Genomic DNA, 25,584 nt, shown 5'->3' on the forward strand with positions numbered 1-25,584 from the left:
GGGAGTTCAATTGAAAGCATTAGTTATAAGTGAATGGGAACGACTATGGAATCAGAAAAAAAGTAAATGGATGTTGGGGATTTTTACTGTTATTGTTTTTCTTCAAGCTTGGTTTTTGAAGTACTATGGGGTTGGGATTTATAATGATGGGCAACAAGTGCCACTAAATTCTTGGAATTTTTCATGGTTTTTATTAAAGGAATCTTCTTTCTTAATTACTTTGATTTTCATGCCTGTATGTTTCTTGAATAGCTTAAATGTAGAATACAACTCAGGAGCATATCGTCTATTTTTAATTAGGCCTTTTCAACGATTAACCTTTCTTATGTCAAAATGGTTTTCTCTTTCTGTAATGGTATTACTCTACTTATTTGTTGTTCTTTTTATTGGCATAGTACTTGGGTTGGTGTTTTTTAAAGCAGATGATGCTTTTACTTTCTACGGTCAACAAAAGACCTCTATAGAAGCAATATTCTATACGGTACAAGTATATGGATTGTTTTTTGTTATTCAAATGTGTGGTTTAGCTATTGCTAGTTTAATAAGTATCATAATTTCAAATGCAGTTATTAGCTTTTTCCTTCTGATTGGAATTTACATCGGCTGCTTGTACATAAGTCAGTTATCGTTCTTTTTATTATCCGTTCAAAGTATCTTCCATGCTCTCAGCACAGGAAGTAACACTTTATACGTCCTGATTCTAGGTATCATGATTATTAGTGTTAGCGTTTGTATAAGCATTTGGAATAAAAAAGAATTTACATGTTAATAAAAGGATAGAAGGGAGGTTTACCATGCTTATGTTAGAAGCTAAAGGAATTGAGAAAGTTTATAAAACTAATTTTCAAGAATATCCAGTTTTAAACAATGTCAACTTAACTGTTCATGAAGGAGATTTTGTAGGGATTATGGGACCTTCAGGGAGTGGAAAGTCTACACTTTTAAATGTGCTTTCCTCTCTTGATTTTCCTTCAAATGGAGAAATTACAATTAAGGGACAGAATTTAACTAATATGAATAGTGATCAATTAAGCAATTATCGTCGTGAAAATATTGGTTTCATTTTCCAAAATTACAATTTGTTAGATCACTTAACAATTGAAGAAAATATTCTTCTACCCGCAGCTTTAAGAATGGGGAGCAAAAAGGGTGTTAGGGATAAACTCGAAACATTAGTGAATGAACTAAATATTGAACCGCTTTTGCCAAAGTATCCCTATGAGATCTCTGGGGGACAACAGCAAAGAGCTGCTATTATTCGTTCGTTAATTAACGATCCTTATCTGTTATTTGCTGATGAACCGACGGGAAATCTAGATTCAAAATCTGCTTATGATGTATTGAATATACTAAAAACATTGAATGAAACACATAAATCAACAATCTTAATGGTAACTCACGACTCTGTAGCTGCTAGTTTTTGCAACAGGGTCATATTTTTGAAAGATGGCAAGATTGTTCATGAGATGCAACGTTCCCATGAAGAAAAGCAATTCAGTTTCAATCAACGTATACTACTCTATATATCTAAAGAAGTGGGGGAGAATGATGTCAATATTTTCACTCGCACTTAAAAATATAACTCGCAATCTTTCACTGTATATAGTGTATCTTGTAAGTTGTATTCTATCAGTTACAATTTTTTATATGTACGCAGCATTTCTTGCATATCCAAAAGTTTCTGGAATAGAGCAACTGTTAATTGCGTGTGAATTCATCATCTTGCTATTTTCATGCTTTTTCATTTCATATTCTTATGACCATTTTCTTACTGAACGGAAAAAGGAAATTGGTATTTGGAAAACATTCGGAGCTTCAAAAAAACAATTATTTATTATCATAGTTTTAGAAAATTCGATAATTGGAGCAATTTCTATCTTAATTGGGATTATGATTGGTATAGTACTATCCAAAAGCTTTTTTGATTTCATCGGGAAATCGCTCTTCTTAAGCGAGTCATTTTCCTATTTCTTCTCTCCAATTGCTACCTTTTTTACAGTTATTTTGTTTGGAGTTCTGTTCTTTTTTGTTTCATTGCGTAGTTATTATAAAATCGGACGCATTTCTGTTTTGGAATTATTTCAAGAGACAAGAAAACCAAAGGATTTACCTAGGTTTTCAAAGAAGAAATTCATTATTTCCCTGTTAATTTTGGTTATTTCTTATGTTTTTATCCTTAATGCATCTTTACCCGTACTATTATTCTCTTTTCTACCTGTAGCTACTCTTTTATTATTAGGAACGTACCTTTTTTGTTCGCACGGATTAGTAGGGACTGTATCCTATTTAATCAATAAAGAAAAAAAGCATTTAAATGGCATTCGAATGCTAATATTTATAAGTCTAAGGAAAAAACTTTATTATAATGCTAAAATTATCTTCCTTGTTTCAATACTCTTATCAATGATAATGATATTAATCAGCTCCATATATTTATATTCAGAGTTGAATGATCAAAGAATGCGAAATAGCCACCCACAGCCAGCTATATTTATTGTTGATAAAAAACAAGAGAATACACTAGAATCTGCTTTAGAGAAAAACTTCAAAGGAGAGGTTGAGGGATTTCATAAGAAAAAATGGGAAGGTATATTACTGAATTCATCAAAGGGAGAAGGTAAAACCTTTATACTACAAACAGATTCATTCTTTATAAAGGACTGGACAGAAACAAAAAAAGATAACCTGTTATTTAGTAAAAAAAATGAGAATATCGATAAGTTGCATATCCAAACAAATAACGGTAATACAAAATTGATAGTAAAAAATATGGTCGAAAAACAGGCGATTAACTCGGTATCTTGGATAGATAATGTAGCTTTTGTACCAGCAGATACTTTTAATGAATTAGAGAAGGGATCATTACCTACTCAACATGTTTCATTTTACACATTAGATTTCAAGGAAAATAATAAAGGTTATAGTGCACTAAAAAAATTATTTGAGACACTCCCTTTAGAGATAAAGGAACAGTCCAGTGTTCGTCTTCTACATTATGAAAATACAGTTCAATTAACTTCAGTTTTATGGATAATAGCATTATTTATCGGTTTTATCTTGTTAATTGCTTTATCCAGTCTTCTTTGGTTTAAGTTATATGAAGATATATCTAATGATAGAAAAATATTTCACTCTTTAAGAAAAATTGGTTTGAATTTCAATGAAATAAAAAAAACATTAAGGGTTCAAATTGCTATAATTTTCTTTGTACCAATTATTCTGGGGGGGATAAATCTGTTTATAGCAATCTATGCCTTGCAAAATATATTGGGAGGAATTAAAATTTACTCAATAATATTAATATTTTTTATTTTCTTAGTCTTCCAATTGATATTTTTCTTCATTTCAAACCACTATTACTATAAAAAAGTTGTTCATGAAAAGAATATTAATTAACAAGAAAATATATTTTACGAAATAATAAGATTTTTAATCTAAACTAGAAAGGAGTGTTTTTTTTATGAATGGAACGATTCTTGTTGTAGATGATGAGTCAGAAATAGTAGATGTACTCTCTGATATATTCTCTGATCGTGATTATAAAGTTCTCAAGGCCTACAATGGAGAACAAGCGCTAGATCATTTAAAAACACAAGTTGATTTAGTCATTTTAGATATTATGATGCCTAAAATGGACGGTTTTGAATTTTGTAAGGTCGTTCGTGAACAAATAAAATGCCCGATTCTATTTTTGAGTGCTAAACATTCAGAAATAGATAAAGTAAAAGGCTTTACTTTAGGTGGAGATGACTATATTACAAAACCATTCCAAGTTAAGGAGCTAATTGCACGTGTTGAGGCCCACTTGAGGCGTGAGAAAAGAGAACGTGTAAACTTGCAAAATCAACGTTTCTTAGGAAACTTGACCATTAACTATTCACAGCATGATGTTTTCATTGATGGAGTAAAAATAGATGTAACGAGTAAAGAGTTTAAAATATTAGAGCTTTTAACGGTAAATCTAGGACAAATCTTTTCTAAGGAACAAATTTATGAAAAAATTTGGGGGCTGGATGCAGTTGGGGATCTCAATACAATAATAGTACATATTAATAACTTAAGAGCTAAGTTAAGTTTAGGTATGTCAACTTACCATATTAAAACCGTATGGGGAGTTGGCTATAAGTTGGAGAAATGTTAATGTTAAAAAAATTATCGTTGAAAAACCAATTTATTCTAACATTTGCAGCTGTAATATTTTTAAGTATTGTCAGTACGGTTTGTACGTTAATTTTAATATACTCGTTTCTTTTTATTTATAATGAAAAATCTGTTTTACCTGCCAACCATTATGAAAAACAAGTGCCTAGCATTGAAAAATTTGTAGAAATGAATGGGGATAAAATAGTAGATTTATCCTATCAAAAAAAACTAGAGAAAGTGATTCCAATGCAAGGAATTACTTATCAAGTTATGAATACGAATGGAAATAGATTATATGGTACATTAAGCGATGAATTATTGAAAAATGATAAAGAAGTGTATCATAAAATAAATACATCTACTCAAAATGGTAAACTAATTACAAAATACATTCCAATTATAAGTCATGGTAAACTAGTTGGTGTGCTTGCTGCACGATACATATTAGCTGCATCTATTGATTATTACATAGAATATGTATTTATTATTGCTTTTCTTGTTCCTTTTATATTTTTAACGCTTTATTCTTATTTATTAGCTAAGCGTTTAGGAAAACAGTTGAATAAACCTATCAAAGAGGTAGTAATGGCCTCACAAAAAATTAAAAACAAGGATTTAGACTTTGAAATAAAATATGAAAGTGAAAATGAAATAGGTATATTAATTGATTCTTTCAATAGTATGAAGGAAGAATTAAAAAATTCATTGTATGTTCAATGGAAATTAGAACAGGAACGTCGGGATATAGTTGCTTCCATTGCACATGATTTGCGAACACCGTTAACTATTATTTTGTCTCATGTAGAAGTATTAATGGAACCCATGCCAAATAATCAAAAACGGATTCATCACTACTTGCAAACAATTAAGAATAATACAGAAAGAGTATTGCATTTAACAGAAGAAATGAGGAGAGTCTCTGAAGTGGACAACCCTGATTTCACTCTTATGATTTGCAATATAGCTCCAGCTGAAATGATTCCAGAAATGCTTGAAGAGTTTAAGGAATTGGCAGAAAATGAAGATATACAATTAACCTATACTTTACTTATTAAATCAGAAGAAAAAAATCTTAAGTTTGCACTTGATCCGAATCGTTTGCATCAAATTCTTACGAATATTATTTCTAATAGCATTCGTTTTACTCCAAAAAAAGGAAGAATTGATGTGCAAGTGGAGATAGAAAAAGACGTTATGTCTTTTTCTATCTCGGATTCTGGGGTTGGATTTAATACAAAAGATATTCCGTTTTTATTTAGCAAATTCTACCAGGGTGACCTTTCAAGGTCAAATCAACTACATCATGGACTTGGTTTGTATATCGTGGAAAAATTGGTTAAAAAACACGGTGGAGAAATTCATGCTGAAAATAATGAGATTCAAGGGGCATGCATTTCATTCACGATACATTCTCTTTTTAGTAACGAAAAAAGGAACTATGAATTGTCATAGTTCCTTTTCATTATTTAATAGCATTATATACGTCCAGCTGTCCGTTCCCCCAAGAGGCTTTATCAGGTGCTATATCTTTCTTTATTCCGTTTTTGTAAAGGTGTGAAATTGATCTTTTCGGTTGATTTTTAAAATTATAGTGATTGATAATTAGAGCTAGTGTAGCGGATACTTTCGGAACTGCCATTGATGTACCAGCGGCAAATAAGTATCTTCCAGTATTAAAAGTTGTCAGTACTTCCTCTTGTCGGAAAAGACCAGTATTCCACCATACCTCTTCGCCATATTGTTGCCATAAACGATAATCTCCTCCTGGAGCAGATATGTCAATGACCCCTTCTCCGTAATTAGAGAATACAGAACGTTGTCCGGTTGGACCAGTTGATGACACTGTTACTACACCTGGTAATTCCCCAGGTGCTTCTATTCCTACACCAGTAAATATTTTCCCCTCTTTTTCATATTTTTGTTTAAGAAAGTTATTTAGCTCTTGTTTATTAGCCACGTTTACAGAATCATTTCCTGCAGAAGCTACTACTACACTACCATGCTGATTGGCATATTCTATAGCACGTTTGTAACCTTCTACTTCTGCCCATCCATTGTCTACAAGTTTTCCATTTTCATAGACTTTTCCATTTACATAATAGGAACCAAGACTAAGGTTGATAACATCTACATCATCCTTAGCTGCTTCGATGATGGCATTAATGACCCAGGCTGCATCAGCTGATTTATTTCCAAATACACGATATGCTCTGATTCCCGTATCAGGAGCAACGCCTTTTAATTCCCCATTTGCAGCAATAGATCCTGAAACGAGAGTTCCATGGCCATTGATATCATTTATATTATTAATATCACCTGTCTCTTCAGGTTCAGTACCTCTCAATCCTCCCTTTGGAACGAAGTTTTTAGATCCAGGAATAAGGTTTTTTACTAAGTCAGGATGATCCACATCGACTCCTGAATCAATAATTCCAACAACCACATTATGAGAGCCAGTTTCTTTTTTATAACTTTCTCCATTATGAGTAATTTCCTTCATGTCCCATTGCATATCCCATAAGGGAGGTAGGTTTGTATCTAATGTTTTTGTTGAAAGAGTTGATAAATTAGGCATTTTTATGGAATGAGGAACCTCTGGTTTTTCGACTTGCAAAGAAGGATTAACTGATTCAAATAAGGGAGATTGATTTTTAGAAATTTGTGTATCTCCTTTGAATTGAATGAGTCCTATCTCCGGGACAGTATAAGTAATTTCTCCATTCTCCTTTTTTATCTCAGTGATGCCTTGCTCAAATTTTGATGGGTCTTTTAATAAAACGGTGTAATATTGCTTAGGTTTTTCCTGAGCATGTCCTACATTAGAAAGTAAAAAACATGTTAACGCGGTTGAAATGACAGTGATTGCTTGTTTTTTCATAATTATCCCCTTACTTTTATAAATTGGAGTTGGAATTTGAAGATGAACCGCAGAACAAGGCCCTATTGCCCACTTTATAATTCCACTTAGATCCTATAAATAAGGTAACAAATCATTCAGAATTTCAAATCTGTATATACCGTACATATAAGTGGTATTTAGCGCAATATTACTTTCTTTGGAGTTACTTTAAAAACAGAAGCATAATTCTTTTGGTGGAGAAGCCATCAATTTTTTTGTTCTAATGAGTGAATGAAATTAAAAAAGTATCCTAAAGTAAATAGGGAGTATCTGTATTTAGGTCTTTATTCAGTAGAAAACTTATTGTTTTTGTATTTGAAGGTTATAAATATGTATAGCAATAGCAATAAAAATGAGATGTGAATTTAAATATTTAGGAGAGTGTATGATGGGATATTTAAGAGTTTTCACCTTAAGGGATGGTCGTGAAAAAGCAATAATAGTAGAGCCATGGCGTTTATTTAAAGAAGAAATGAATGTTTTAGGAATCAAAGATTCGGATGCGTTCTAAATTCATCTAATCGAGTATAAAAAAGAAAAGCAATTTACTAGACAGAATATGAGACAGAAATGAATCGTGTTATGTATAAATATCATAATCACGCACATGTTATATACGAATAAAATGGCGGTGTAATTATGAATATTCAAAGACACGAAAATAATAATAATGAAATTCATATTTCCGCTGTTGCAAGTGCAATCGAGCAGATGAAATGTGAATTTGCTCGTGAACTAGGGATTACACTTGGTCCAGAAACATCTGCTAAATCTAGCTATGTATCCTTTAGTGATTTTAAGCTCGCTTTTTTACCTCGTATAAACTCAATTAATTTAATTAAATCCTGTGTGTTACGAGTGATCCGAGTTAAGTTTGTAACATAAATAATGTCACATTTCTGTAAATCCTCTAACATTTTTTGAAGTTGCTCGCGATCCTTTGTTGCTCCAGAAACTTTTTCTTCAAAAATAATATCCATTCCAATTTCGTTCAGTTGCTGAAATTGCCTTGAAGGGTTCTGGCTAGTCGAACTGACATGTATATAACCGATTTTCCGCAAAATATCACCCCCTTTTTTGAGATTAAGTCTTATGAGACGCTCTTAACTAAGATTTTATAAGTCTACTATCCTTATTATTAAATCTCTATAAATTTAAATTAGCCTATCTTTATTAATTCATTATGTATCAGCATTTGGATTTTTTATAAAGAAAAGGCACTATCCTCAAAGTGCCTCTTCCTACTTAATCTACAATGGGATAGCAATACATCGCCATCCTTTCTGTATATGTCTACAAAAAGAATAACGTTCTTTATGAAGTATGGATATAAGTTTATCTTAGGTTGATAGTGATGTATGATGCCTCCATATACATAAATGCATTTTGTCGAAATTATTAAAAAGGGGAATTTTTCTATTTGAAGAACTAATAATTGATTGTCGATATGTATTAGAAATCTCAATCTAAACTAAAGGAGAACAAAATGGGACAAAACAATAAAGGCTTTTCTGAAACAGGATTGCGCAAAATGCGCAATGTACTGGCGCAGCATGTCGATTCTGGAAAGATTCCTGGGCTCGTCGCCTTAGTCAGCCGAAACGGCGAGACGCACGTCGAAGCGCTTGGAACAATGAGGCATGATGGTGGTGCACCAATGCGTCGGGACACGATCTTTCGATTGGCGTCCACTAGCAAGCCGATCGCAGTTTCACCAGTAATGGTTCTGCTCGACGAGTGCAAACTGCATTTAGACGACCCAGTAGACAAATGGCTGCCCGAACTCGCTGACCGGCAGGTGTTGAAACAACCCGATGGTCCATTGGAAGAGACCGTCCCAGCACGGCGTCCTATCACTGTACGAGACCTGTTGACCTCCACATTCGGGCTCGGAGTGGATCTCACGTTGATGGGTTCTCCGATCATGAACGCGTTCTTCGAGAGTGGGATATTCGACACGCCAGGGCAGGATATGCCCGATCCAGATGAGTTTATGTGTCGCCTAGGTGCACTTCCGCTAAGCTACCAGCCCGGAGAGCGGTGGCAGTATCATATCAGTATTGAAGTGCTCGGCATTCTTGTTGCCAGGATCACGGGTCAGACATTCGAGTCGTTCTTGCGCGAACGCATATTCAATCCACTGGGAATGAAGGACACTGGTTTCTATGTGCCTGAGCTCAAGATTGATCGGCTTCCACCTGCCTTCAATCCCGATCCGCAGACAGGTGAGTTCATCGTGTGGGATGAGGGTGCAGGCGGACGTTACAGCAAACCTCCAGCATTTCAAGCAGGCGGTGGTGGGCTGCTCGCAACCATCGACGATTATCATGCGTATTTGCAGATGCTGTTGAACAAAGGGATGCACGGAACCAAACGGATTCTGTCTAGGCCCGCAGTCCAGTTGATGACCACCAACCGTCTTACTCTTGAACAACAAGTATACCGAGACGATTTGGCCAAAAACAACGTCCATTTGTCGTTTGGACAAGGGATACAAGGTGGCTGGGGCTTTGGGATGGCGGTGCGTACCTATCTTGGAGATTACGCGTCTATCGGTCAATTCGGCTGGGATGGCGGAACTGGCACTACAGCTTACGCTGATCCAGACAAACAGTTTATTGGAATTCTGTTCACCCAGGTTGGGATGTCCACTCCGGCCTCATCGCATCTTATCCAAGACTTCTGGACCACAGTCTACCAAGCAATCGAAGACTGAAACTGAACTTAGGTATTGTTTAAAGGAGAACTCCAAGACAATTATACGCATGATGGCCACCATCAACACCATGGTTAAAAGGTATGGCAGGACGGGAAGTGTTGGAAATGCTATGAGAACAGTTTGGCATTATTAATAAGAGCCAAATAAAAAATCCTCTTGGATGTAAGAGGATTTTTTATTTGGGAATAGTAAGGGTGAGGGGAGGTGCATTACATATGGGAAAAGGTAGAAGTAATAATGCTGGTAAAAAGCAACCGAATTTCGATGATTCATCTAATTTCGCTAAACAAAGCCAACCGACAGAAAAGAAGAAGAAATAAGAAAAGGATCTCTCTTTATCAAGAGAGATCCTTTTTTAAATATATTGACGTTTCAGCACAACATATCGATTGCTCAACCAAATAGTCATAAATGCAAGGCCTAAACTCCTGCGAATGGAAGCCAATTTAATATTATTTTCCTGCTTTTTCTAATGGGTGGAATGATTGCTCAAATTGTAGCCTTGAGGAACCTTCAGAGATTTCTAAGTATAACTTTGATTGCATCAAGTATTTTTGGCTCTGAAGACAACAAACGGAATTTGCCTCCGATCGATGAGAAGATACTCACTTACCATGCTAATGGGGCCAAACTAAATTCGTCGGATGAAGAATCTGTTGCAAATTACTTGGTTACAGGATCAGTGTTACTCTGTGGTTCAAAGCATAAGTTCGATGAGAAGAGGGCTTATAAGCAGGTAGAAAAAGAAATAAAACGAGCAAATAACCTACTCAGTATGTTTAATCACTCACTTCTTAAAGGCGATGATTCTTATGAGGGGAAGTTAAAAGAAATTAATATACCTACTTTGGTTATCCACGGTACAGAAGATACAGTGCTCCCATACGAGCATGGTTTTGGTCTTGCTCTTGTTAATGAAATTCTCCATGCTGTATTACTAACCCTAGAAGGACGGGGCACGAGATTCATTGCGACGATTGGATTCATACAATCAGCGCTATTTCGAACCATACTTCACTCCTATAATTATTATAGGAATTGCATAAAACAAAAACATTTGGAAAAAGGGCTACAATCGAATTTGTAACCTTTTTTCTATTGAAAATCAGTTTTGGAGCTGTTACCCAATTATAGAATATTAATACTCAGTAATTGATAATTCTGTCTTGTAAGGACCGGTACCGCTCGTTATTTGACTATTACTTTCCCATCCATTCCTTTCAAGTAGTGGAACCGACATATTAGTTCATATGTACCGGGAGTTTCAGGTTTTACGGTAATTGTTATTTCTTTTCCTGACGGGACTTCGGCATCAATTCCGAGTTTTTTCACCGTGAAGGTATGTTCTCTATTTCCTTTGTTTTTCAATAGCAACGTTGTCGTTTTCCCAACCGGAACAGTGATGGTACTCGGATTAAAGTAATCATCATTCAATTCAACCTCAATAGGCTGTCTCACAGCGTCGGATTCGGCAAATACACGGGGCGAACCTAAAGTAGTCATACCTACAATCATCGCAAGTGAAATGATTAATCCAGTTAATAGCTTTTTCACAGACATTCGTAATCCCTCCTTTCCTAAGCACTAGTGTTTTCAAATTACTAAAATATTATCAATATAAATGGGGGTTAGGAGTGGTTCAAATAGTAATTCTTTCGGCAAATCCTACTAACTAAGTGCTAACTGGAGTAGGAGTTAGGTAAATAAAAAAAGCCTCCACTACTGTGGAAGCTTCTCCAAATGATGTGCAATATCAATATACATATCGGAATAAACCGAATGAATTTCATTACTAGGCGCAGCGTTAGAAGAGAAGTGGACGATTACCATATTTGCTTTCGGATCGATGTAAAGAGTTTGTCCATAACTGCCTAACACTTCGAAAGCACCTTGTTCATTGTGCGGAATCCACCATTGATTATGATAAGAAATGGAAGCACCACGACCAATTGCGAGCTCACCTTCTTGTACATTTTTCACACTTTCTGTAATAGAAGAAGGGACGATTTGTTTTCCGTTATATTGACCATTATTTAATAGTAATTGTCCGAACCTCGCCATATCTCTAGCAGTTGCATTTAAGCCAGCGCTTGCTTGTTCTACTTTTGTTTCATCTGTAACGTAATACGCGTTTTCTTCCATACCAATTTGAGACCAAATTCGTTCGCTTACATTTTCAGCTAACGATTTCCCTGTAATGGTTCGGATAATCCAAGCGAGTGTTTCTGTTGATCCGTTATTGTAAGAAAAAGCGGAACCGGGTGGTGCAGTTTCTTCTGCTTCTAGTAACATATCATAAATTTTCATAGGGCCCTCGTAGTTTTTTCCTCGGGATAAAATATTACTAGCTAAATATAGTTGTGCATCTTGATTTTCTAGTCCTAGCTGCATATATCCGTGAGTAGGGTATTCAGCGGAAACTTGCATGTCCAGTAATTGCTGAAGTGTTGCCTTACCAAACGGTGTGTTTTTTAATTCTTTTATGTAAGTGTCAGCTGTTTTCTCTACATCAATAAAATTTTCTTCAGCGAGAGATTGTATGATGGCACCAGTGAACACCTTTGCTAATGATGCCATGCCATGAGGATCACTCTCGTTATATTCATTGAAGTATCGTTCATAAACAAGTTGACCATTCTGTACAACGACAAAAGCATCTGTTTTGTTTTCATCTAAAAGTATTTTTAGAGGAGTCGTATTTCCAAATCCACGTTGGACTGCAAAATCGTCTAAGTTTTGTAACGCGGTAGGGAAGTGAGCAACTTGGTCAGGATTGTTTTTTACTTCATTAATTAAAGTGAATTCTTTCATATGTGTATACGACCAACGTAAGTATGGAGCATCTAACCAGTTTTCTTTTGTGACATTATCTTTAGTGGGGGTCGTTTTATTATTTTTTAAAAAAGTAAACCCAAGCCCTGTAACTACGAATAGTAATACTAGTAACAGTAATAGCAGGGGAGATTTCTTTACATTCATGCATGTACCTCCTTTAGTTTCTATTATAAGTATACGCTCGTCTTAAAAGAAATACAAAATAAGGAAAGTAAACGGGTAAGTTTACTTTCCTTATGAACGTTAAGCAGATAGTTGTCCATCTGTACTTTGCTTTTTGAATTTTTGTTTTCGTCCGTGTAATCCATAATATAGAAGTAAAGTGAACGCAACGATAATAGCTGCGATAAAATACATATTATGATAACTTGATTTGGCAGCGACTATACCTAAAATGAAAGAACCGAAGCCAATACCACTATCAAAGAACGAGTAGTAAGTAGCTGTCGCAGAACCACGTCGATGGTTTGGAGCGGCAGAAATTGCAATCGTTTGGAAACTTGGAATTAATGTTCCGTATCCTAAACCAATTAACATACCTGCGCCAAGGAACCAAAATGAAGTTTGAGCTTGGCTTAAAATGAACATTCCAATTGTGAAAATAATGATAGCTGGATAAATAAGTACATTTTCACCGAAACGATCAAAGATTTTTCCTGTGAATGGACGAGAAATTACAACAACAAGTGCGTATAAAATAAAGAAATAACTAGCAACTTCGCTTAAACCGAGTTCTTTTGCATAAATAGGAATAAAGGATAAAATACCACTATAAGAAAAGGCTAAAATAAATCCTGTTAGAGCAATCGGAATAGAAGATGGTTCAATTAAGTCTTTCCATTTCATTTTTTCTCGTGTTTGTTTACTTACTGGTTTTTCATGAGGAATATTCACTATTAATCCTAATAAAAATGCGAGTAATGAAAATACTGAACAAACGATAAATAATACAGTAAATGAAAAATGAGAAATAATTGTTAAACCTAAAAAAGGACCAATTACCATCGGTAGACTCATAAATACACCGTAATAAGCAAGTGCTTCACCGCGTCTATGAGCTGGTGCTACATCAGTTACAATTGTTCCAGTAGCTGTTGTTGCCATTCCGAATCCAATACCATGTAAGAAGCGAAGGGCAAGTAATAAAAATAAACTTTGCGTACCGAAATACATAACAGTAGCGGCTAAAAATAGTGAAAGTGAAATAAATAATATTTTCTTTCTTCCTAAATCATCGAGCCATTTTCCTGTGAATGGTCTACATAAAACAGATGAAATAAGAAAAACAGTTGCAACTAAACCAATTTCCTCAGGTTTTCCTTTTAGGCCATCTATAACGTAGACGGGCAGAGTAGTCATAAGCATGTAAAATGTTAAAAAGAGAAACAGACTACTAAAACAAGTTCCGAGGAAATCCTTCGTCCAAAGTTTTTCACTTTGCATCGTCATCCCTCCAATTTAATCATCTAAATTTTTTATAATTTTTTGTAGTACTTCAAATGCTTGATGTAAATCTTCTTCGTTAATATTTTCTAGCGTCTTTTCTTCGAAAGCATCAACTTCTTCTTGCCATACTGGAATCATTTCTAGTGCTGTTTCCGATAATGAAATGAGCTTCTCACGGCGGTCTTTTCCTTCTGTACGAATAATCCAACCCATCGTTTCCATACGTGTTAATGTACGAGTCATCGTTGGTGATTCAACATTTAAATACTGACATAATTCTGTTTGCGTACAAGAACCGGTTTGATTAATGCGGAAAATAACGGCCCATTGCGCACTAAATAATCCTGTTGGAGATACACGTTCATTAAATTTCTTCGTAAACTTACGAGAAGTTTGACTGACAATGTGGAAAAAATGTTGTTTTTCGTCCATGTATTTTGATCCTTTCAAATTAGTTACCTAGCTAACTATATACCTTTTTATTTTAATTGTCTAGTAATAGACATGTTGTTTTATGGGGGAATTTCGTATAGATTTTGTATTGAGAACGTACATTCTACATGGTATTCTTTAAATAAGTAAAGAATTTTCTTTCTATTAAAAGAATGGGGGAACTTGTGATGATTAAGCCTGCAACAATGGAGTTTGTTTCACTATCGAACGGAGAAACGATTGCGTATCAAGAAGTTGGAAGGCAAAATGAAGAAATGCTCGTACTCATTCATGGGAATATGACATCGTCACAACACTTTGATTTAGTTATTGAGAAATTACAAAAGCAATATCATATTTACGCAATTGATTTAAGAGGATTTGGACAATCGACGTATAATAAGGCGATAGATTCTTTACAAGACTTTGCAGAAGATGTGAAACTTTTTATAGATAAATTAAATTTGAAGAAATTTTCATTAATGGGATGGTCAATGGGCGGCGGTGTTGCGATGGAGTTTACAGCGAGCCACCCAACTTTTGTAGAAAAACTAATATTAGTAGAATCGGTAGGGATGAAAGGATACCCGATATTTAAAAAAGATATTAACGGGCAACCAATCGTATCGAGTTTATTAAAAACGAAAGAAGAAATTGCGCAAGACCCAGTGCAAATTGCACCAGTACTAGATGCAATAAAAAATATGAATAAAGTATACTACCGTACAGTGTGGAATCTATTAATATATACACATAATCAACCTGAACCGGATCGTTATGAAAAGTATTTAGATGATATGTTAACACAGCGCAATTTCGTTGATGTGAATTATTCATTAGTTACATTTAATATTTCAGATGAACATAATGGTGTTGTGCGAGGAAATGGACACATTCACCGTATCCAAGCTCCAACTCTCGTTATACAAGGTGACCGCGATTATGTCGTACCACAAGTAGTTGGTGAGGAATTAGCGAAACATTTGCCAAATGCGGAGTTGAAGGTGTTAGAAGATTGCGGGCATTCACCGTTTATTGATTGTTTAGATGTATTTATACAGCATGTAGAGGATTGGTTAGACAATAAATAATTCCCGAAATATAAACCGTGCATATACTATAGCATTTGTATGTATAAGGGGAGAGAGTCAATGCATAAACCGTTTTTAATATATCATTCTCCATATAATAATCATCAATATATAAAAATTATTATTAATCCGATGTATATGCAAGTTGCATCAGCTGTAGTTCCTTTACAAGTGCAGCAGCCATCAATAGCTCATTCACATCAATACTTATATGGTCCTTCATTTTATGAAAATCCATATTTTAAACATTTTCATTACCATGTGAAAGCACAAGTTTGGGAAGGATAAGAAGCTAAAAAGTAACTTCTTTTAGCTTCTTTTTTTATGTCAATATTCGTACACGCATTTGAAAAAACAGTTTATAATGAAAAGTGGAAAGCGTGAAAAGGAGAGGGAAGGGAAAAGGATGTCGATGCGTTTTACTTTTTGGATTATGGTTGGGATTGTTGCAATCTCAGGTTTGTCACAAGGGATGCTCTTACCTGCCATTGCAATGATTTTTGAACAAGAAGGGGTTAGTTCAAGTATTAACGGTATTCATGCGACGGCATTATACATTGGGATATTATTTATTTCACCGTTTCTTGAAAAACCGATGCAAAAGTTTGGAATGAAGCCAATTATCGTAATTGGTGGGTTTCTCGTTATTATTTCATTATTCTTTTTTACACAAACATTTTCATTTTGGGTATGGTTTATTCTTAGGTTCCTAGTTGGTGTTGGAGATCATATGCTTCATGTTGGAACGCAAACATGGATTACGACAACATCGGACCCGAGTAAAATAGGTAGACAAGTGTCGATATACGGTGTATTCTTCGGAATTGGTTTCGCCGTTGGTCCGTATTTAGCAAGCACTGTTCAGTATGGTCTTGCAACACCATTTATCATATCTACTATACTCTGCTTAATAGGATGGCTTTTATTACTACCAACGAAAAATGCATTCCCGGCACAAGATGAAAAAGAAATGAAGAGTGAATCATCATTTTCTCGTTATAAACAAGTTGTTGGATTAGGTTGGATTGCATTACTAGGACCACTTGCATACGGCGTACTTGAAGCAATGTTAAATAGCAACTTACCAGTATACGCGCTTCGTAAAGGATGGTCTGTTTCAGATGTATCCTTCTTATTACCAGCGTTTGCAGTTGGGGGTATTATTACACAAATTCCACTCGGTATATTAAGTGATAAATACGGGAGAGACCGTATTTTAACGTGGACGTTCAGTGTAAGTACAGGCATTTTCCTGCTTGCAGCAGTATTTGATCAATATTATTGGATCGTCTTTGCCTGTATGCTTCTAGCTGGTATGGTAATTGGATCGTGCTTCTCATTAGGTCTTGGATTTATGACAGACTTATTACCGAGACACTTACTACCAGCAGGAAATATATTATCTGGAATCGCCTTTAGTTTAGGAAGTATTATGGGTCCTGTATTAGGAGGCGTATTTATAGAAAAAATACAGTATACAAGCTTTTTTATTGCAGTTATGATTATAATGGGTATTCTCGCAATGTTTTATATTATTTACATGAAAAATCAATTCGCATCAAGAAAAATAGAAAGTAGGTTAGGGCATGACAAAACAACCTAATAAGAAAAAATTTGAAGTACTAGAAAATGAAACAATTACAGATTGCTTAGCACGCATGGAACAAGAAGGATACGCACCATCTCGTCGCATGGAAGAGCCAATCTTTCATGAAGTGAAGAAAGACGGGAAAACAGAAGTTGAACCATGTGGTAGAAAGATTGTTTTTGAGGGGAAATTGAAGTAATACAAATAATAAATCCTCTTTATCGTATACAACCATCCAATTCGTTTGAGTTGGATGGTTTCTTTATATTGGGCGGAGAAAAGATTGCTACTTTTTTTGTATATTGGTAAAATAAGTTCTTGGGTCTTACTTGTTTTTATCGGTATAATATTTGTCGCTTAACGTAAAGAAATTAGTTACAAAGATTCCATAATATTCAAAGGGGGTACAGCAACGACCCCCTCTTTTTGGAGCCACTCACGAACGTAAAGCAAGAGAAGAGGCTATATGAACTATTCTCCTATCTTGTTTAGATTAAATCAGTTACTGCAATTGGAACAGGTATATGAAACTCAATATCTGGAGGATTGATTAGAATCTAGTCGACATCCTGATGGATCATGTTTTTCTAGCAATCTATCAATTCTGATGGAATTGATAGATTGCTAGAAAATGGAAAATGATTATCCGTATATTCCGAAGCTGATGTAACAAAGTGTCCTTCCATAATTAAGGGTAAAACCAAAATACGTTGTTTTAAAGAATGATTTGTTAGAACTGGTTATAAGTAATAAAACAGAAAAGAGGATCACATGTTAGATACTTTACAAAGAAGTAAAAAGTTTTTTTTATTATGTCTTATTTTTTTAGTGCTTTTAACCGCTTGTGGTAATACAGATGTTAAGACATCTAAAGCTTCATTACCACCGGCTCAATCCAATATAGATACATCATTAAAAGCACCAAATTGGGTAGATAAAAGTCCTATCCAACAGTCTCCTAATTTTACGGAAGATAAAAAAGTAAAATCGGTTGTGAATTTATTAGCAACGGGTGATAATTTATACCATGACGCAGTAATTAAAGATGGCAAACAAAAAGACGGTTCATATGATTATAACTATATTTATGAAAATATCAAAAAAGCTGTTAAATCAAGTGATCTTGCTATAGTGAACCAGGAGACCCCGATTGCAGGAAATAATTTAAAAGTACAGGGATATCCTACTTTCAATACACCTGAAGAAGTGGGTCAATCTTTAGTGGATACTGGATTCAATATAGTGACTCAAGCGACAAATCACGCTATGGATATGGGTATTAAAGGTGTTGCGAATACAAGAGGATACTGGAAGAAATATCCAGGTGTTATCCCGGTAGGCATTAATGAGAGTCAAAACGAGCGCAATGAAATAAAAACGATTACAAAAAATGGGATTCGTTTTGCATTACTTAATTATACATATGGTACGAATGGAATTAAAATTCCATCTGATAAGTCTTGGGCATTAAATTTAATTGATAAAAAAGCGATACAAAATGATGTGGAAAAGGCAAAGAGTAGTTCTGATATGGTGATTGTTATGGTGCATTGGGGAGTAGAATATACCTCTACACCTTCAAAACAACAAAAAGAAGTTGCTCAATATTTAACAGATTTAGGTGTAGATGTAGTAATTGGAAATCATCCACATGTAATTCAACCAATTGAGTGGAAACAAAATAAAGATGGACATCAAACGCTAATCTATTATTCTCTTGGAAATCTTATTTCTGCTCAAGAAAAATTAGAAACATTGGTTGGAGGATTATCTTATATACAATTTGTTAAGTATGAAGATAAAACTTTTGGTATACGACAAGCGGCACTCGTACCGACAGTAACCGACTATGCTGATGGTAAGAAACAGTTTAAAATTCAATTTTTAAAAGATTATTCGGATGAAAATTCTAAAAATCATGGGATTAAAAAATTTGTCGGACCCGTTTCTTTAGAGGATTTCAAGGATATTCCTAGAGATGTGTTGGGAAATTGGTATAAAGACTAATAAACAAAAAAGGAATGAGATACAATTAAAAAATTTATAATTTTAGCATTGGTATTGACATTGGGATGGAGCCTTGCTGCTTGTAGTGGAAAGCAAACATCTCAGGAAACTACTAATAATAACGATAAAAATAAAAATGAGATAAATGCGAATAAAAAAGATGTTTTACCTATCTCTGATCTTAATGATTGGAGAATTATCCTTGTAAATAGAGAGCATATGTTACCAAAGGAACTAGGGATTGAATTAACAAGTATCACCCAAAATGCTAAGCCAAATATGAAAATCGATAGCAGAATTGCAACTTCCTATCAGGATATGGTAACAGCTGCAAAAAAAGAGGGAATTAATCTTTATTTAAGATCAGGTTATCGAGCTATAAAATTACAACAAACTTATTATGATGCTTCAGTTAAAAGCTATAAATCTCAAGGTTTGTCGGATAAAGAGGCTAGTGCTAAGGCATTGGAATATCTTCAGTATCCTGGCGCAAGTGAACATCATACTGGATTAGCATTAGACATTATTTCAGTTGAATGGCAGAATACTGTAGAAGATTTAAATGCAAAATTTGAAACTACCGATGCATTCAAATGGTTAGATAAGAATGCTGCAGAGTATGGGTTTATTCTCCGCTATCCAAAAGATAAAGAGAATATTACTGGCATTAAGTATGAGCCATGGCACTATCGTTACGTAGGAAAAGAAGTTGCTGTTTATCTAAAAGAAAAAGGGTTAACTTTAGAAGAGTATTGCGAAAAAATTAAGTCCGACAAATAAAAATACACTTTGATTCTATTAAAAAGCCAGCGGAAAAGGTGGATCTGGAGGATGTGTTAATCTTCCTCCTAGTATTGCGAAAACTGTGTATGATAATGTAAGCACGTATGAACCTATGTATCAAGAAATTAAATTTATAAAAGAAGCAGTGAAAAAGGATCTGATATTCATATCAGATCCTTTTTCATTCGTAACATAGAATACTTGCCTACTGAATCTGCTTAACTAGGCTTTAGAGACGGCCTGTTTTCCTGGTGCTACAATATTAACCTCGCTATCATTTTTGTTTTGGATGTTGGATTTTCTTAGCTTGATAGACATGTAGAGGTAGCCCAAACACTGCGATTGGTAGTGTTTTTTTATTTGTTAGAATCTTGCGAATTTTGTCAAGGTGAAATAGTTGGTGTAAGGAAAATATTTTAGGCGTTGAGTAGGGTGAAGAGATATTTTGTTAATAATAGATTGGTTGAATGAAATAGTAGATATTCTTGAGATTGACCAATTTTACTCTTGATCGCGTTCTTTGGGGCGTTTTTATAACTTTGTATTATGTAAAATAGATAGGAACAAAATAAAATCCCTCAAGAATAAGGGGGTTCTTGAAGGATTTTTTTATGCTGTATATATTTTATATTGCTTGTAATGTATTAATGATGTTCAATTTTAGATATTTCAGCGCGTTGAATATAACCATCAGAGAAGCTGAAATAAAGAGAATAGCTTCCTCGATTATATATAAAGCCTTCACTAGTCATATCCTCTCCGATTCCATCTGGTTCACCAAACCACTCTTTTAATTCGTTGATAGAGATATCCATTTTCACCCATATATATCTAGCGTCCGAAGGGTACATATCAATATTATAATCTCCGTATACCGCTGTTGTAGGTGCATCACATTCTGTACATGGTGCTTGCTTCCAAACATCAGGCGCTCCAAATTCTTTTTTTACCTCAGATATATCTTTACCTAGTGCATCTAATTTAAATGGACCAAACGTCCCATTCTGTAAAGCTGTTGTTAACATTTGTTTCAGTTCTTCTTTTGAATTGATGTTGAAATTATAAGATCTGTTCTTTGCTATTGCATTATAGAAAAATTGTGCATACTGTTCACGCTTCACAAGCATGTTTCCATTAAAATTAGCTGCCTCGTCACCTTGTGCTATACGGTTACTACGCAGTGCATTGGCAGATTCGTAGGCCCAATGACCTTTTGGTACATCTTTAAAGTTCCCTTGTCCTTTTGATTCTAAATGAAATGCTTTTTGTAACACTACTGCCATCTCATACCGAGTTAATACATCATCTGGACGAAATGTACCTGTTCCATCACCTTTCATAATTCCAGCTTGCGCAATGGCTTTAATATCCTTTTCAAACATATGATTTGTAATGTCACTAAACATATTCGCCTGTTTATCGTCTGCTATTAAACCTAAATGTCGATTGACTAAAGAAGCTACCTGTCCTCTAGTAACATTGTCCCCAAAACCAAATTTCCCATTTCCATATCCTTTAAAAAGCCCTGCTGCCGCTAAGTAATCAATAGCAATTTTTGACCAGTGGTCCTTTGGTACATCTGTAAATACATTGTCATTATTGCTAACTACCTTATAGCTATTTTCATTAAAGTTTGTTTTCGTAGTTGTTTCTGCATTTACTGTGCCTACCATCGTTGTAGTTGCTAGTGCTGCAGTTATTACTAATCCGAAAATTTTTTTAACTTTACTTGTTTTAAAGACCATTTTGGAACCCCCCTGTTATATTAGATATTTACATCGTGATTATAACATGTAAACGATAAGTATTTACCATAAATTTCTATGGAATAAATATCTATTTTACTAATCTGCATGAAACTTAATCATAATATCTATAAATATTCATCTCTATTTAAAAATGGTATATAGAGTGAACTGTAAAGTAACTCAAAAATATACAATAAAAGTTGATTTTGAAGTTATTTTTGCTTAATTTACTTTTATAAATCCATTCAACAAAAACATCTAGATACCTTTTCGCTATTTGTGGACAGTAAAATGCTTCTTTTTTCAATCTACGATAGAAGACAGAACGTATATTTGGTATAATCAAAACATACTATATGAAACGATGTACATGAGTTTGAGATTTATGTAATAAGGTAAGTAATACATAACAATAACTACTCTTTATAGGATTCAGTTCATGTTATATAAATCAATCGTTAGAAAGGAAAAGAAGTAATGAATCAAATTTCATTTGAAGATTTATTTGAAGAAGAAAACGAAAAAGAAAAGGTGGAGGTAGCTGAAAAACCAGTACCTTTATCGCCGTTGCAACAAGATATATTAGGATTATTTAATTCTGAAGAAATAAGTGCACTGGAGCTGTGCGAACAATTAATACGAGCTGGTAAAATACCCGATGAAAGATTCACTACGAATAAGCCGAAAGCATATGGACAAGTATGCTTACTATTAGAAGGTTTTGTTAAAGAAGGAAAGCTTATTTTTGTCAAAAGTGATGAGAAAAGAGATAGGGTTTATAAATTGAATGAAGAAGTTTTTAACGGATAAGGTGTACAGGGGGGGGATGAATAATTTCCTAGGGGAGTTCATTCGTTTTTCTCATCAAAAAAGGTGTCAATCTTGCTTAGATTGACACCTTTTTTGATCATCTAACATATTTACGTTTGAAACCAAGTCTTCCTCTATCAAGTTCTTTCTGAATACTCTCTGTAGCATTTAGCAAACTGCTCTTTTTATTTTCACGTTTTATTTCAACTATACCAACTTCTTTTGCAATTTCGACTGCTTTTTCGTGTAGTGGCACATATGAAATTGCTACAGTGTTTAGGAAATTATTCATAGCGGATTTTGTTCGTTCTGGCGAATCATGAATCGTATTTTTCACCATTTCAAGCATAGCGGAAATTTTGCTTTCGGAAAATTCATTGTCTTTACGATTGCCTAAAAGCCAGCAGTAGCAACGCCAGCCTGCAGACATTGTAAGCTCGTCCCCACTTGCAATCCATGTATCAGCAACGTCTTGTGCAATATTTGACTCCGATAAAGTTACTGCTACAACATAATCAGATAGCATATAAAAAATACGCCCCATCCATCCAACGATTAAAATCCGATTCACTCATAGCTTTTGGATCGGCAATAATGCCTGCAAAGTACATAGCATCGTAGTTACCTGTGGAATAAAGTTCCTCAGCTAACTCTTGATTTAATTTTATTTTCATAGCGCCCGTAGCAACGCCGAAAATTGGCTCATGTGCACCGTTAGATATGTATATTTTTTTCGTTCCTTACCGAGGGCTTCAAGCTCTTGCATAACTGTTTTAAAATCCAAAGCTGTGCACTTTCTTCCTTAATATAAAGACCATTTTAATTGCGAGTTAACCTATATCTTTTATCATGTCTTCCATACTTTCCAATTTTAAATCTTATGTGAGTAGGATGTCTACTTTCTTTAATTTCTTGATAATTCAGTTCGTTTTTTATTGTTGTGAAGATACAACATTAAGATAAAAGGGAGAAGAAACAATACGGATGTATGGCTCTCCACATAGTGAGGGGATGTAAATAATGCTTTCTCTTTGACGCTTTTGCTGTAGTATCATGTTATCCTTTAATAAGGTAATAAATGGAGTTTTACATTAAATATGTGAGGTTGATTCTAAATGATAAAGAAATTTACTAGGGTAGTACTAACTATGGTGATGCCAATTAGTCTTATCATGGGTTGTGGGAACGCTGAAAAAACTAAAGCACAAGAGACGAAAGCGGTACAATCTGAGAAAAAGAACTATATGGATTATTCATATGGTAGCAAAGGTATATTAGTAAGCGGCAAAGCGAAAGAACGTCAACAATATGAGGTTGGGTTTATAGATGATAACAAGTTAATTGGAATTGATGAAAATATTGAGGATTGTATTATTTTAGATAATAAAGAGGAAGCAGGTTACATTTGGAAACAGATAGAGCAGGGGTCTATTATTGAAGTGCAATTTGGTAAGGACCGCAACGATATCGTAGGCGTACAACTAGTAGGAGATCGTGATACATACGAAATTAGTGATAAGTTTGATCGAAATACAATAAATGAGATTGTCGAAAACGTTAAAGGGAATTTGTAGTAGATGTATTTCGATAGTATAGGATCTTTTATCATGAAATTGTGAATCAACAGCATTTTTCATATAAAAATGCCGTTGATTTGTGTTAAAAAGTAAATACTATTTTATAGTCTTGTAGAAAAACACGTATTTAAACATAAATGAATTATTCTTCGTTCAGCTGTGATGATCGCCGTAAGGTCATTGCCCAAAATAAAAGAGCACAAGCACTAACGGATGCACCTAATATACAAACTCCGTTCCATCCGTAGCTTGCATAAATGTTGGTTGAAAGAATCGCACCTGTTGCACTGCCGATAGAATAGAAAATCATGTAACTGGCAGTGAGGCGACTTCTCGCTTCTGGACGCACTGTGAAAAGCATACTTTGATTGGTGACATGTACAGCTTGCACAGCTAAATCTAAAAGGATAACACCGATAACTAGTAGGAATAGAGAATGGTTCATTAATTTAATTAGGAGCCATGAAAGTAATAATAAGGATAAGGCTATGCCAGTAGTTCTTTCTCCGAATCCGCGATCAGCAAGTTGTCCGGCCTTAGTGGCAGCTAATGCACCAGCAACTCCAGCAAGACCAAATACTCCGATAGCTGTATGTGATAGATTATATGGTGCAGCACTTAGAGGTAAAACTAATGAAGTCCATAAAATACTGAATGAAGTGAAAATGAGCAATGCTAATATTCCGCGAATGCGTAAGTGGCGCTCTTCTACAAATAATAAGAGAACGGAATGTAATAATTTACGATAGGTCATAGCTGTTTTTTTATGTTCAAAATTAGGTAAATTACGATATAACAAACCAATTACGAAGAGCATAAGTACAGCAGAGGTAAGATAAACGGAACGCCATCCGGCTAGATCTGTTAATGTTCCGGCAAATGTACGTGCAAGTAGAATTCCTATTACGACACCACTCGTGACGAAACCTACTATTCGCCCACGGTCTTTTGGATTAGCTAAAATGGATGCGTATGCGACGAGTGTCTGCGTAACAGTCGCAAGGATTCCGACTAAGGCCATACCTATAAAAAGTACGGTGCTTGAAGGAGCGAATCCGATCACAATTAAAGCGAAAACGGATAAAAGCATTTGAACAATAATAAGTCTTTTTTGGTTTAACAAATCACCAAGTGGAACTAATAAAAGTAATCCGAGTGCATAACAAACTTGAGTAATAGTAATAACGACACCAATAGTTGAATGGTTGATCTTAAACTCATTTGATAAAGAATCAAGTAGAGGGTGAGCGAAGTATATATTCGCCACAGCCATCCCGCAAGCTATTGAAAATAATAGAGTTATATAGCGGGGCATGATTGTATTGATAGTTGATTGGAACTGATCATTATTCTGTGTAAGAGCGGTTGTCATTTTTTCTTTAGCATCCATAATATCATCTCCTTTTGTTTTTAAAATAATGTACCGAACGGTATTTTATTTCTTAATTAAAATATAATCAGGGATAAGTTATTGTGTCAAGTGAATTGTGGATAATTTTTAGTTTA

General features: G+C 34.7%; 22 protein-coding genes and 4 pseudogenes. 17 read left to right on the forward strand and 9 right to left on the reverse strand.

From position 1 onward, the window contains the following. Positions 1–10 precede the first annotated feature (10 nt). From Q3V31_RS10845 to Q3V31_RS10865, 5 genes are all read left to right on the forward strand, one after another. Positions 11–769 carry an ABC transporter permease gene (locus tag Q3V31_RS10845; RefSeq protein ID WP_000646187.1) on the forward strand — a complete coding sequence of 253 codons (759 nt, stop codon included), beginning with the start codon at positions 11–13 and terminating at the stop codon, positions 767–769. A 25-nt stretch (positions 770–794) separates the two neighbouring features. Continuing rightward, positions 795–1,574 (forward strand): ABC transporter ATP-binding protein, encoded by a 780-nt coding sequence (locus Q3V31_RS10850; protein WP_329765047.1) that lies wholly within the window; start codon positions 795–797, stop codon positions 1,572–1,574. Beyond that, positions 1,549–3,396 (forward strand): FtsX-like permease family protein, encoded by a 1,848-nt coding sequence (locus Q3V31_RS10855; RefSeq protein ID WP_016129902.1) that lies wholly within the window; start codon positions 1,549–1,551, stop codon positions 3,394–3,396. Before Q3V31_RS10850 ends, Q3V31_RS10855 begins: the two co-directional genes overlap by 26 nt. Before the next feature lie 64 nt (positions 3,397–3,460). Further along, positions 3,461–4,141, forward strand: a complete 681-nt coding sequence (locus Q3V31_RS10860) for a response regulator transcription factor (protein WP_001014563.1) — start codon at positions 3,461–3,463, stop codon at positions 4,139–4,141. Next, positions 4,141–5,595 (forward strand): sensor histidine kinase, encoded by a 1,455-nt coding sequence (locus Q3V31_RS10865; RefSeq protein WP_000914412.1) that lies wholly within the window; start codon positions 4,141–4,143, stop codon positions 5,593–5,595. The genes Q3V31_RS10860 and Q3V31_RS10865 overlap by 1 nt, the downstream gene beginning before the upstream one ends. Before the next feature lie 10 nt (positions 5,596–5,605). Here the strand turns inward: Q3V31_RS10865 and Q3V31_RS10870 are convergent, their stop codons facing one another. After that, positions 5,606–7,021 (reverse strand): S8 family peptidase, encoded by a 1,416-nt coding sequence (locus tag Q3V31_RS10870; protein ID WP_000743643.1) that lies wholly within the window; start codon positions 7,019–7,021, stop codon positions 5,606–5,608. Between the two features lie 409 nt (positions 7,022–7,430). On the opposite strand from Q3V31_RS10870, the gene Q3V31_RS10875 reads away from it, so the two are divergent. Beyond that, on the forward strand, positions 7,431–7,553 hold the full coding sequence (locus Q3V31_RS10875) for a hypothetical protein (RefSeq protein ID WP_000541014.1): 123 nt from the start codon (positions 7,431–7,433) through the stop codon (positions 7,551–7,553). 128 nt (positions 7,554–7,681) lie between these two features. Then, a pseudogene (locus Q3V31_RS10880) lies at positions 7,682–7,819 on the forward strand (small, acid-soluble spore protein, alpha/beta type); the annotation flags it as partial. Positions 7,820–7,821: 2 nt separating this feature from the next. On the opposite strand, the pseudogene Q3V31_RS10885 reads toward Q3V31_RS10880, so the two are convergent. After that, positions 7,822–8,103: pseudogene (locus tag Q3V31_RS10885) on the reverse strand (recombinase family protein); the annotation flags it as partial. A gap of 425 nt (positions 8,104–8,528) precedes the next feature. Between Q3V31_RS10885 and Q3V31_RS10890 the strand changes: the two are divergent. Together Q3V31_RS10890 and Q3V31_RS10895 are read left to right on the forward strand one after the other, a co-directional pair. Continuing rightward, the gene (locus tag Q3V31_RS10890; RefSeq protein ID WP_000531369.1) at positions 8,529–9,758 is read left to right on the forward strand and encodes a serine hydrolase domain-containing protein; all 1,230 of its coding nucleotides are present in this window, start codon (positions 8,529–8,531) and stop codon (positions 9,756–9,758) included. Positions 9,759–10,233: 475 nt separating this feature from the next. After that, a pseudogene (locus tag Q3V31_RS10895) lies at positions 10,234–10,787 on the forward strand (alpha/beta fold hydrolase); the annotation flags it as partial. 162 nt (positions 10,788–10,949) lie between these two features. On the opposite strand, the gene Q3V31_RS10900 reads toward Q3V31_RS10895, so the two are convergent. The 4 genes from Q3V31_RS10900 to Q3V31_RS10915 form a co-directional block, all read right to left on the reverse strand. Then, entirely contained in the window at positions 10,950–11,321 is a 372-nt protein-coding gene (locus Q3V31_RS10900) for a cupredoxin domain-containing protein (RefSeq protein WP_090814335.1), read from the reverse strand. A gap of 159 nt (positions 11,322–11,480) precedes the next feature. Next, positions 11,481–12,740, reverse strand: coding sequence for a serine hydrolase domain-containing protein (locus tag Q3V31_RS10905; RefSeq protein ID WP_329765052.1), 1,260 nt, complete (start codon positions 12,738–12,740; stop codon positions 11,481–11,483). A gap of 99 nt (positions 12,741–12,839) precedes the next feature. Beyond that, complete coding sequence (locus Q3V31_RS10910; RefSeq protein ID WP_329765054.1) at positions 12,840–14,039, reverse strand: MFS transporter; 1,200 nt, start codon at positions 14,037–14,039, stop codon at positions 12,840–12,842. A 15-nt stretch (positions 14,040–14,054) separates the two neighbouring features. Beyond that, entirely contained in the window at positions 14,055–14,474 is a 420-nt protein-coding gene (locus tag Q3V31_RS10915; RefSeq protein ID WP_000343682.1) for a MarR family winged helix-turn-helix transcriptional regulator, read from the reverse strand. A 188-nt stretch (positions 14,475–14,662) separates the two neighbouring features. Between Q3V31_RS10915 and phaZ the strand changes: the two genes are divergently transcribed. The 6 genes from phaZ to Q3V31_RS10945 all read left to right on the forward strand — a co-directional run bounded on the left by phaZ (position 14,663) and on the right by Q3V31_RS10945 (position 19,940). Further along, positions 14,663–15,565 (forward strand): intracellular short-chain-length polyhydroxyalkanoate depolymerase, encoded by a 903-nt coding sequence (gene phaZ, locus Q3V31_RS10920; RefSeq protein ID WP_000594865.1) that lies wholly within the window; start codon positions 14,663–14,665, stop codon positions 15,563–15,565. 60 nt (positions 15,566–15,625) lie between these two features. Continuing rightward, complete coding sequence (locus Q3V31_RS10925) at positions 15,626–15,853, forward strand: hypothetical protein (protein ID WP_000549478.1); 228 nt, start codon at positions 15,626–15,628, stop codon at positions 15,851–15,853. A 118-nt stretch (positions 15,854–15,971) separates the two neighbouring features. Beyond that, positions 15,972–17,168: an MFS transporter gene (locus Q3V31_RS10930; protein ID WP_000062777.1), complete on the forward strand. Its 1,197-nt coding sequence runs from the start codon at positions 15,972–15,974 to the stop codon at positions 17,166–17,168. Continuing rightward, positions 17,152–17,352 carry an NETI motif-containing protein gene (locus tag Q3V31_RS10935; RefSeq protein WP_000166302.1) on the forward strand — a complete coding sequence of 67 codons (201 nt, stop codon included), beginning with the start codon at positions 17,152–17,154 and terminating at the stop codon, positions 17,350–17,352. Before Q3V31_RS10930 ends, Q3V31_RS10935 begins: the two co-directional genes overlap by 17 nt. Before the next feature lie 572 nt (positions 17,353–17,924). Next, positions 17,925–19,160: a CapA family protein gene (locus Q3V31_RS10940; protein WP_090814337.1), complete on the forward strand. Its 1,236-nt coding sequence runs from the start codon at positions 17,925–17,927 to the stop codon at positions 19,158–19,160. Between the two features lie 48 nt (positions 19,161–19,208). Further along, entirely contained in the window at positions 19,209–19,940 is a 732-nt protein-coding gene (locus tag Q3V31_RS10945; RefSeq protein ID WP_033656609.1) for a M15 family metallopeptidase, read from the forward strand. A 647-nt stretch (positions 19,941–20,587) separates the two neighbouring features. Here Q3V31_RS10945 and Q3V31_RS10950 read toward each other — a convergent pair. Continuing rightward, complete coding sequence (locus Q3V31_RS10950; RefSeq protein WP_000231460.1) at positions 20,588–21,688, reverse strand: S-layer homology domain-containing protein; 1,101 nt, start codon at positions 21,686–21,688, stop codon at positions 20,588–20,590. Positions 21,689–22,168: 480 nt separating this feature from the next. Between Q3V31_RS10950 and Q3V31_RS10955 the strand changes: the two genes are divergently transcribed. Then, complete coding sequence (locus Q3V31_RS10955; RefSeq protein ID WP_001071916.1) at positions 22,169–22,501, forward strand: DUF3895 domain-containing protein; 333 nt, start codon at positions 22,169–22,171, stop codon at positions 22,499–22,501. A 97-nt stretch (positions 22,502–22,598) separates the two neighbouring features. Here the strand turns inward: Q3V31_RS10955 and Q3V31_RS10960 are convergent. Then, positions 22,599–23,285 (reverse strand): annotated as a pseudogene (locus Q3V31_RS10960) (DNA alkylation repair protein). A gap of 331 nt (positions 23,286–23,616) precedes the next feature. On the opposite strand from Q3V31_RS10960, the gene Q3V31_RS10965 reads away from it, so the two are divergent. Beyond that, positions 23,617–24,075, forward strand: a complete 459-nt coding sequence (locus Q3V31_RS10965) for a hypothetical protein (protein WP_090814338.1) — start codon at positions 23,617–23,619, stop codon at positions 24,073–24,075. Between the two features lie 145 nt (positions 24,076–24,220). Here Q3V31_RS10965 and Q3V31_RS10970 read toward each other — a convergent pair whose 3' ends face one another. Continuing rightward, positions 24,221–25,468 (reverse strand): MFS transporter, encoded by a 1,248-nt coding sequence (locus tag Q3V31_RS10970; protein WP_000338943.1) that lies wholly within the window; start codon positions 25,466–25,468, stop codon positions 24,221–24,223. Between the last annotated feature and the right edge of the window lie 116 nt (positions 25,469–25,584).

This window comes from Bacillus nitratireducens (assembly GCF_036320425.1).
Classification (GTDB): domain Bacteria; phylum Bacillota; class Bacilli; order Bacillales; family Bacillaceae_G; genus Bacillus_A; species Bacillus_A nitratireducens.

Coding starts and splice junctions, on each gene's coding strand:
- Q3V31_RS10925 (WP_000549478.1), top strand. CDS start 15,626: ATGCATAAACCGTTTTTAATATATCATTCTCCATATAATAATCATCAA.
- Q3V31_RS10860 (WP_001014563.1), top strand. CDS start 3,461: ATGAATGGAACGATTCTTGTTGTAGATGATGAGTCAGAAATAGTAGAT.
- Q3V31_RS10850 (WP_329765047.1), top strand. CDS start 795: ATGCTTATGTTAGAAGCTAAAGGAATTGAGAAAGTTTATAAAACTAAT.
- Q3V31_RS10930 (WP_000062777.1), top strand. CDS start 15,972: ATGTCGATGCGTTTTACTTTTTGGATTATGGTTGGGATTGTTGCAATC.
- Q3V31_RS10905 (WP_329765052.1), bottom strand. CDS start 12,740: ATGAATGTAAAGAAATCTCCCCTGCTATTACTGTTACTAGTATTACTA.
- Q3V31_RS10955 (WP_001071916.1), top strand. CDS start 22,169: ATGAATCAAATTTCATTTGAAGATTTATTTGAAGAAGAAAACGAAAAA.
- Q3V31_RS10940 (WP_090814337.1), top strand. CDS start 17,925: ATGTTAGATACTTTACAAAGAAGTAAAAAGTTTTTTTTATTATGTCTT.
- Q3V31_RS10965 (WP_090814338.1), top strand. CDS start 23,617: ATGATAAAGAAATTTACTAGGGTAGTACTAACTATGGTGATGCCAATT.
- Q3V31_RS10875 (WP_000541014.1), top strand. CDS start 7,431: ATGGGATATTTAAGAGTTTTCACCTTAAGGGATGGTCGTGAAAAAGCA.
- Q3V31_RS10910 (WP_329765054.1), bottom strand. CDS start 14,039: ATGCAAAGTGAAAAACTTTGGACGAAGGATTTCCTCGGAACTTGTTTT.
- Q3V31_RS10890 (WP_000531369.1), top strand. CDS start 8,529: ATGGGACAAAACAATAAAGGCTTTTCTGAAACAGGATTGCGCAAAATG.
- Q3V31_RS10865 (WP_000914412.1), top strand. CDS start 4,141: ATGTTAAAAAAATTATCGTTGAAAAACCAATTTATTCTAACATTTGCA.
- Q3V31_RS10950 (WP_000231460.1), bottom strand. CDS start 21,688: ATGGTCTTTAAAACAAGTAAAGTTAAAAAAATTTTCGGATTAGTAATA.
- Q3V31_RS10970 (WP_000338943.1), bottom strand. CDS start 25,468: ATGGATGCTAAAGAAAAAATGACAACCGCTCTTACACAGAATAATGAT.
- Q3V31_RS10935 (WP_000166302.1), top strand. CDS start 17,152: ATGACAAAACAACCTAATAAGAAAAAATTTGAAGTACTAGAAAATGAA.
- Q3V31_RS10870 (WP_000743643.1), bottom strand. CDS start 7,021: ATGAAAAAACAAGCAATCACTGTCATTTCAACCGCGTTAACATGTTTT.
- Q3V31_RS10915 (WP_000343682.1), bottom strand. CDS start 14,474: ATGGACGAAAAACAACATTTTTTCCACATTGTCAGTCAAACTTCTCGT.
- phaZ (WP_000594865.1), top strand. CDS start 14,663: ATGATTAAGCCTGCAACAATGGAGTTTGTTTCACTATCGAACGGAGAA.
- Q3V31_RS10900 (WP_090814335.1), bottom strand. CDS start 11,321: ATGTCTGTGAAAAAGCTATTAACTGGATTAATCATTTCACTTGCGATG.
- Q3V31_RS10855 (WP_016129902.1), top strand. CDS start 1,549: ATGTCAATATTTTCACTCGCACTTAAAAATATAACTCGCAATCTTTCA.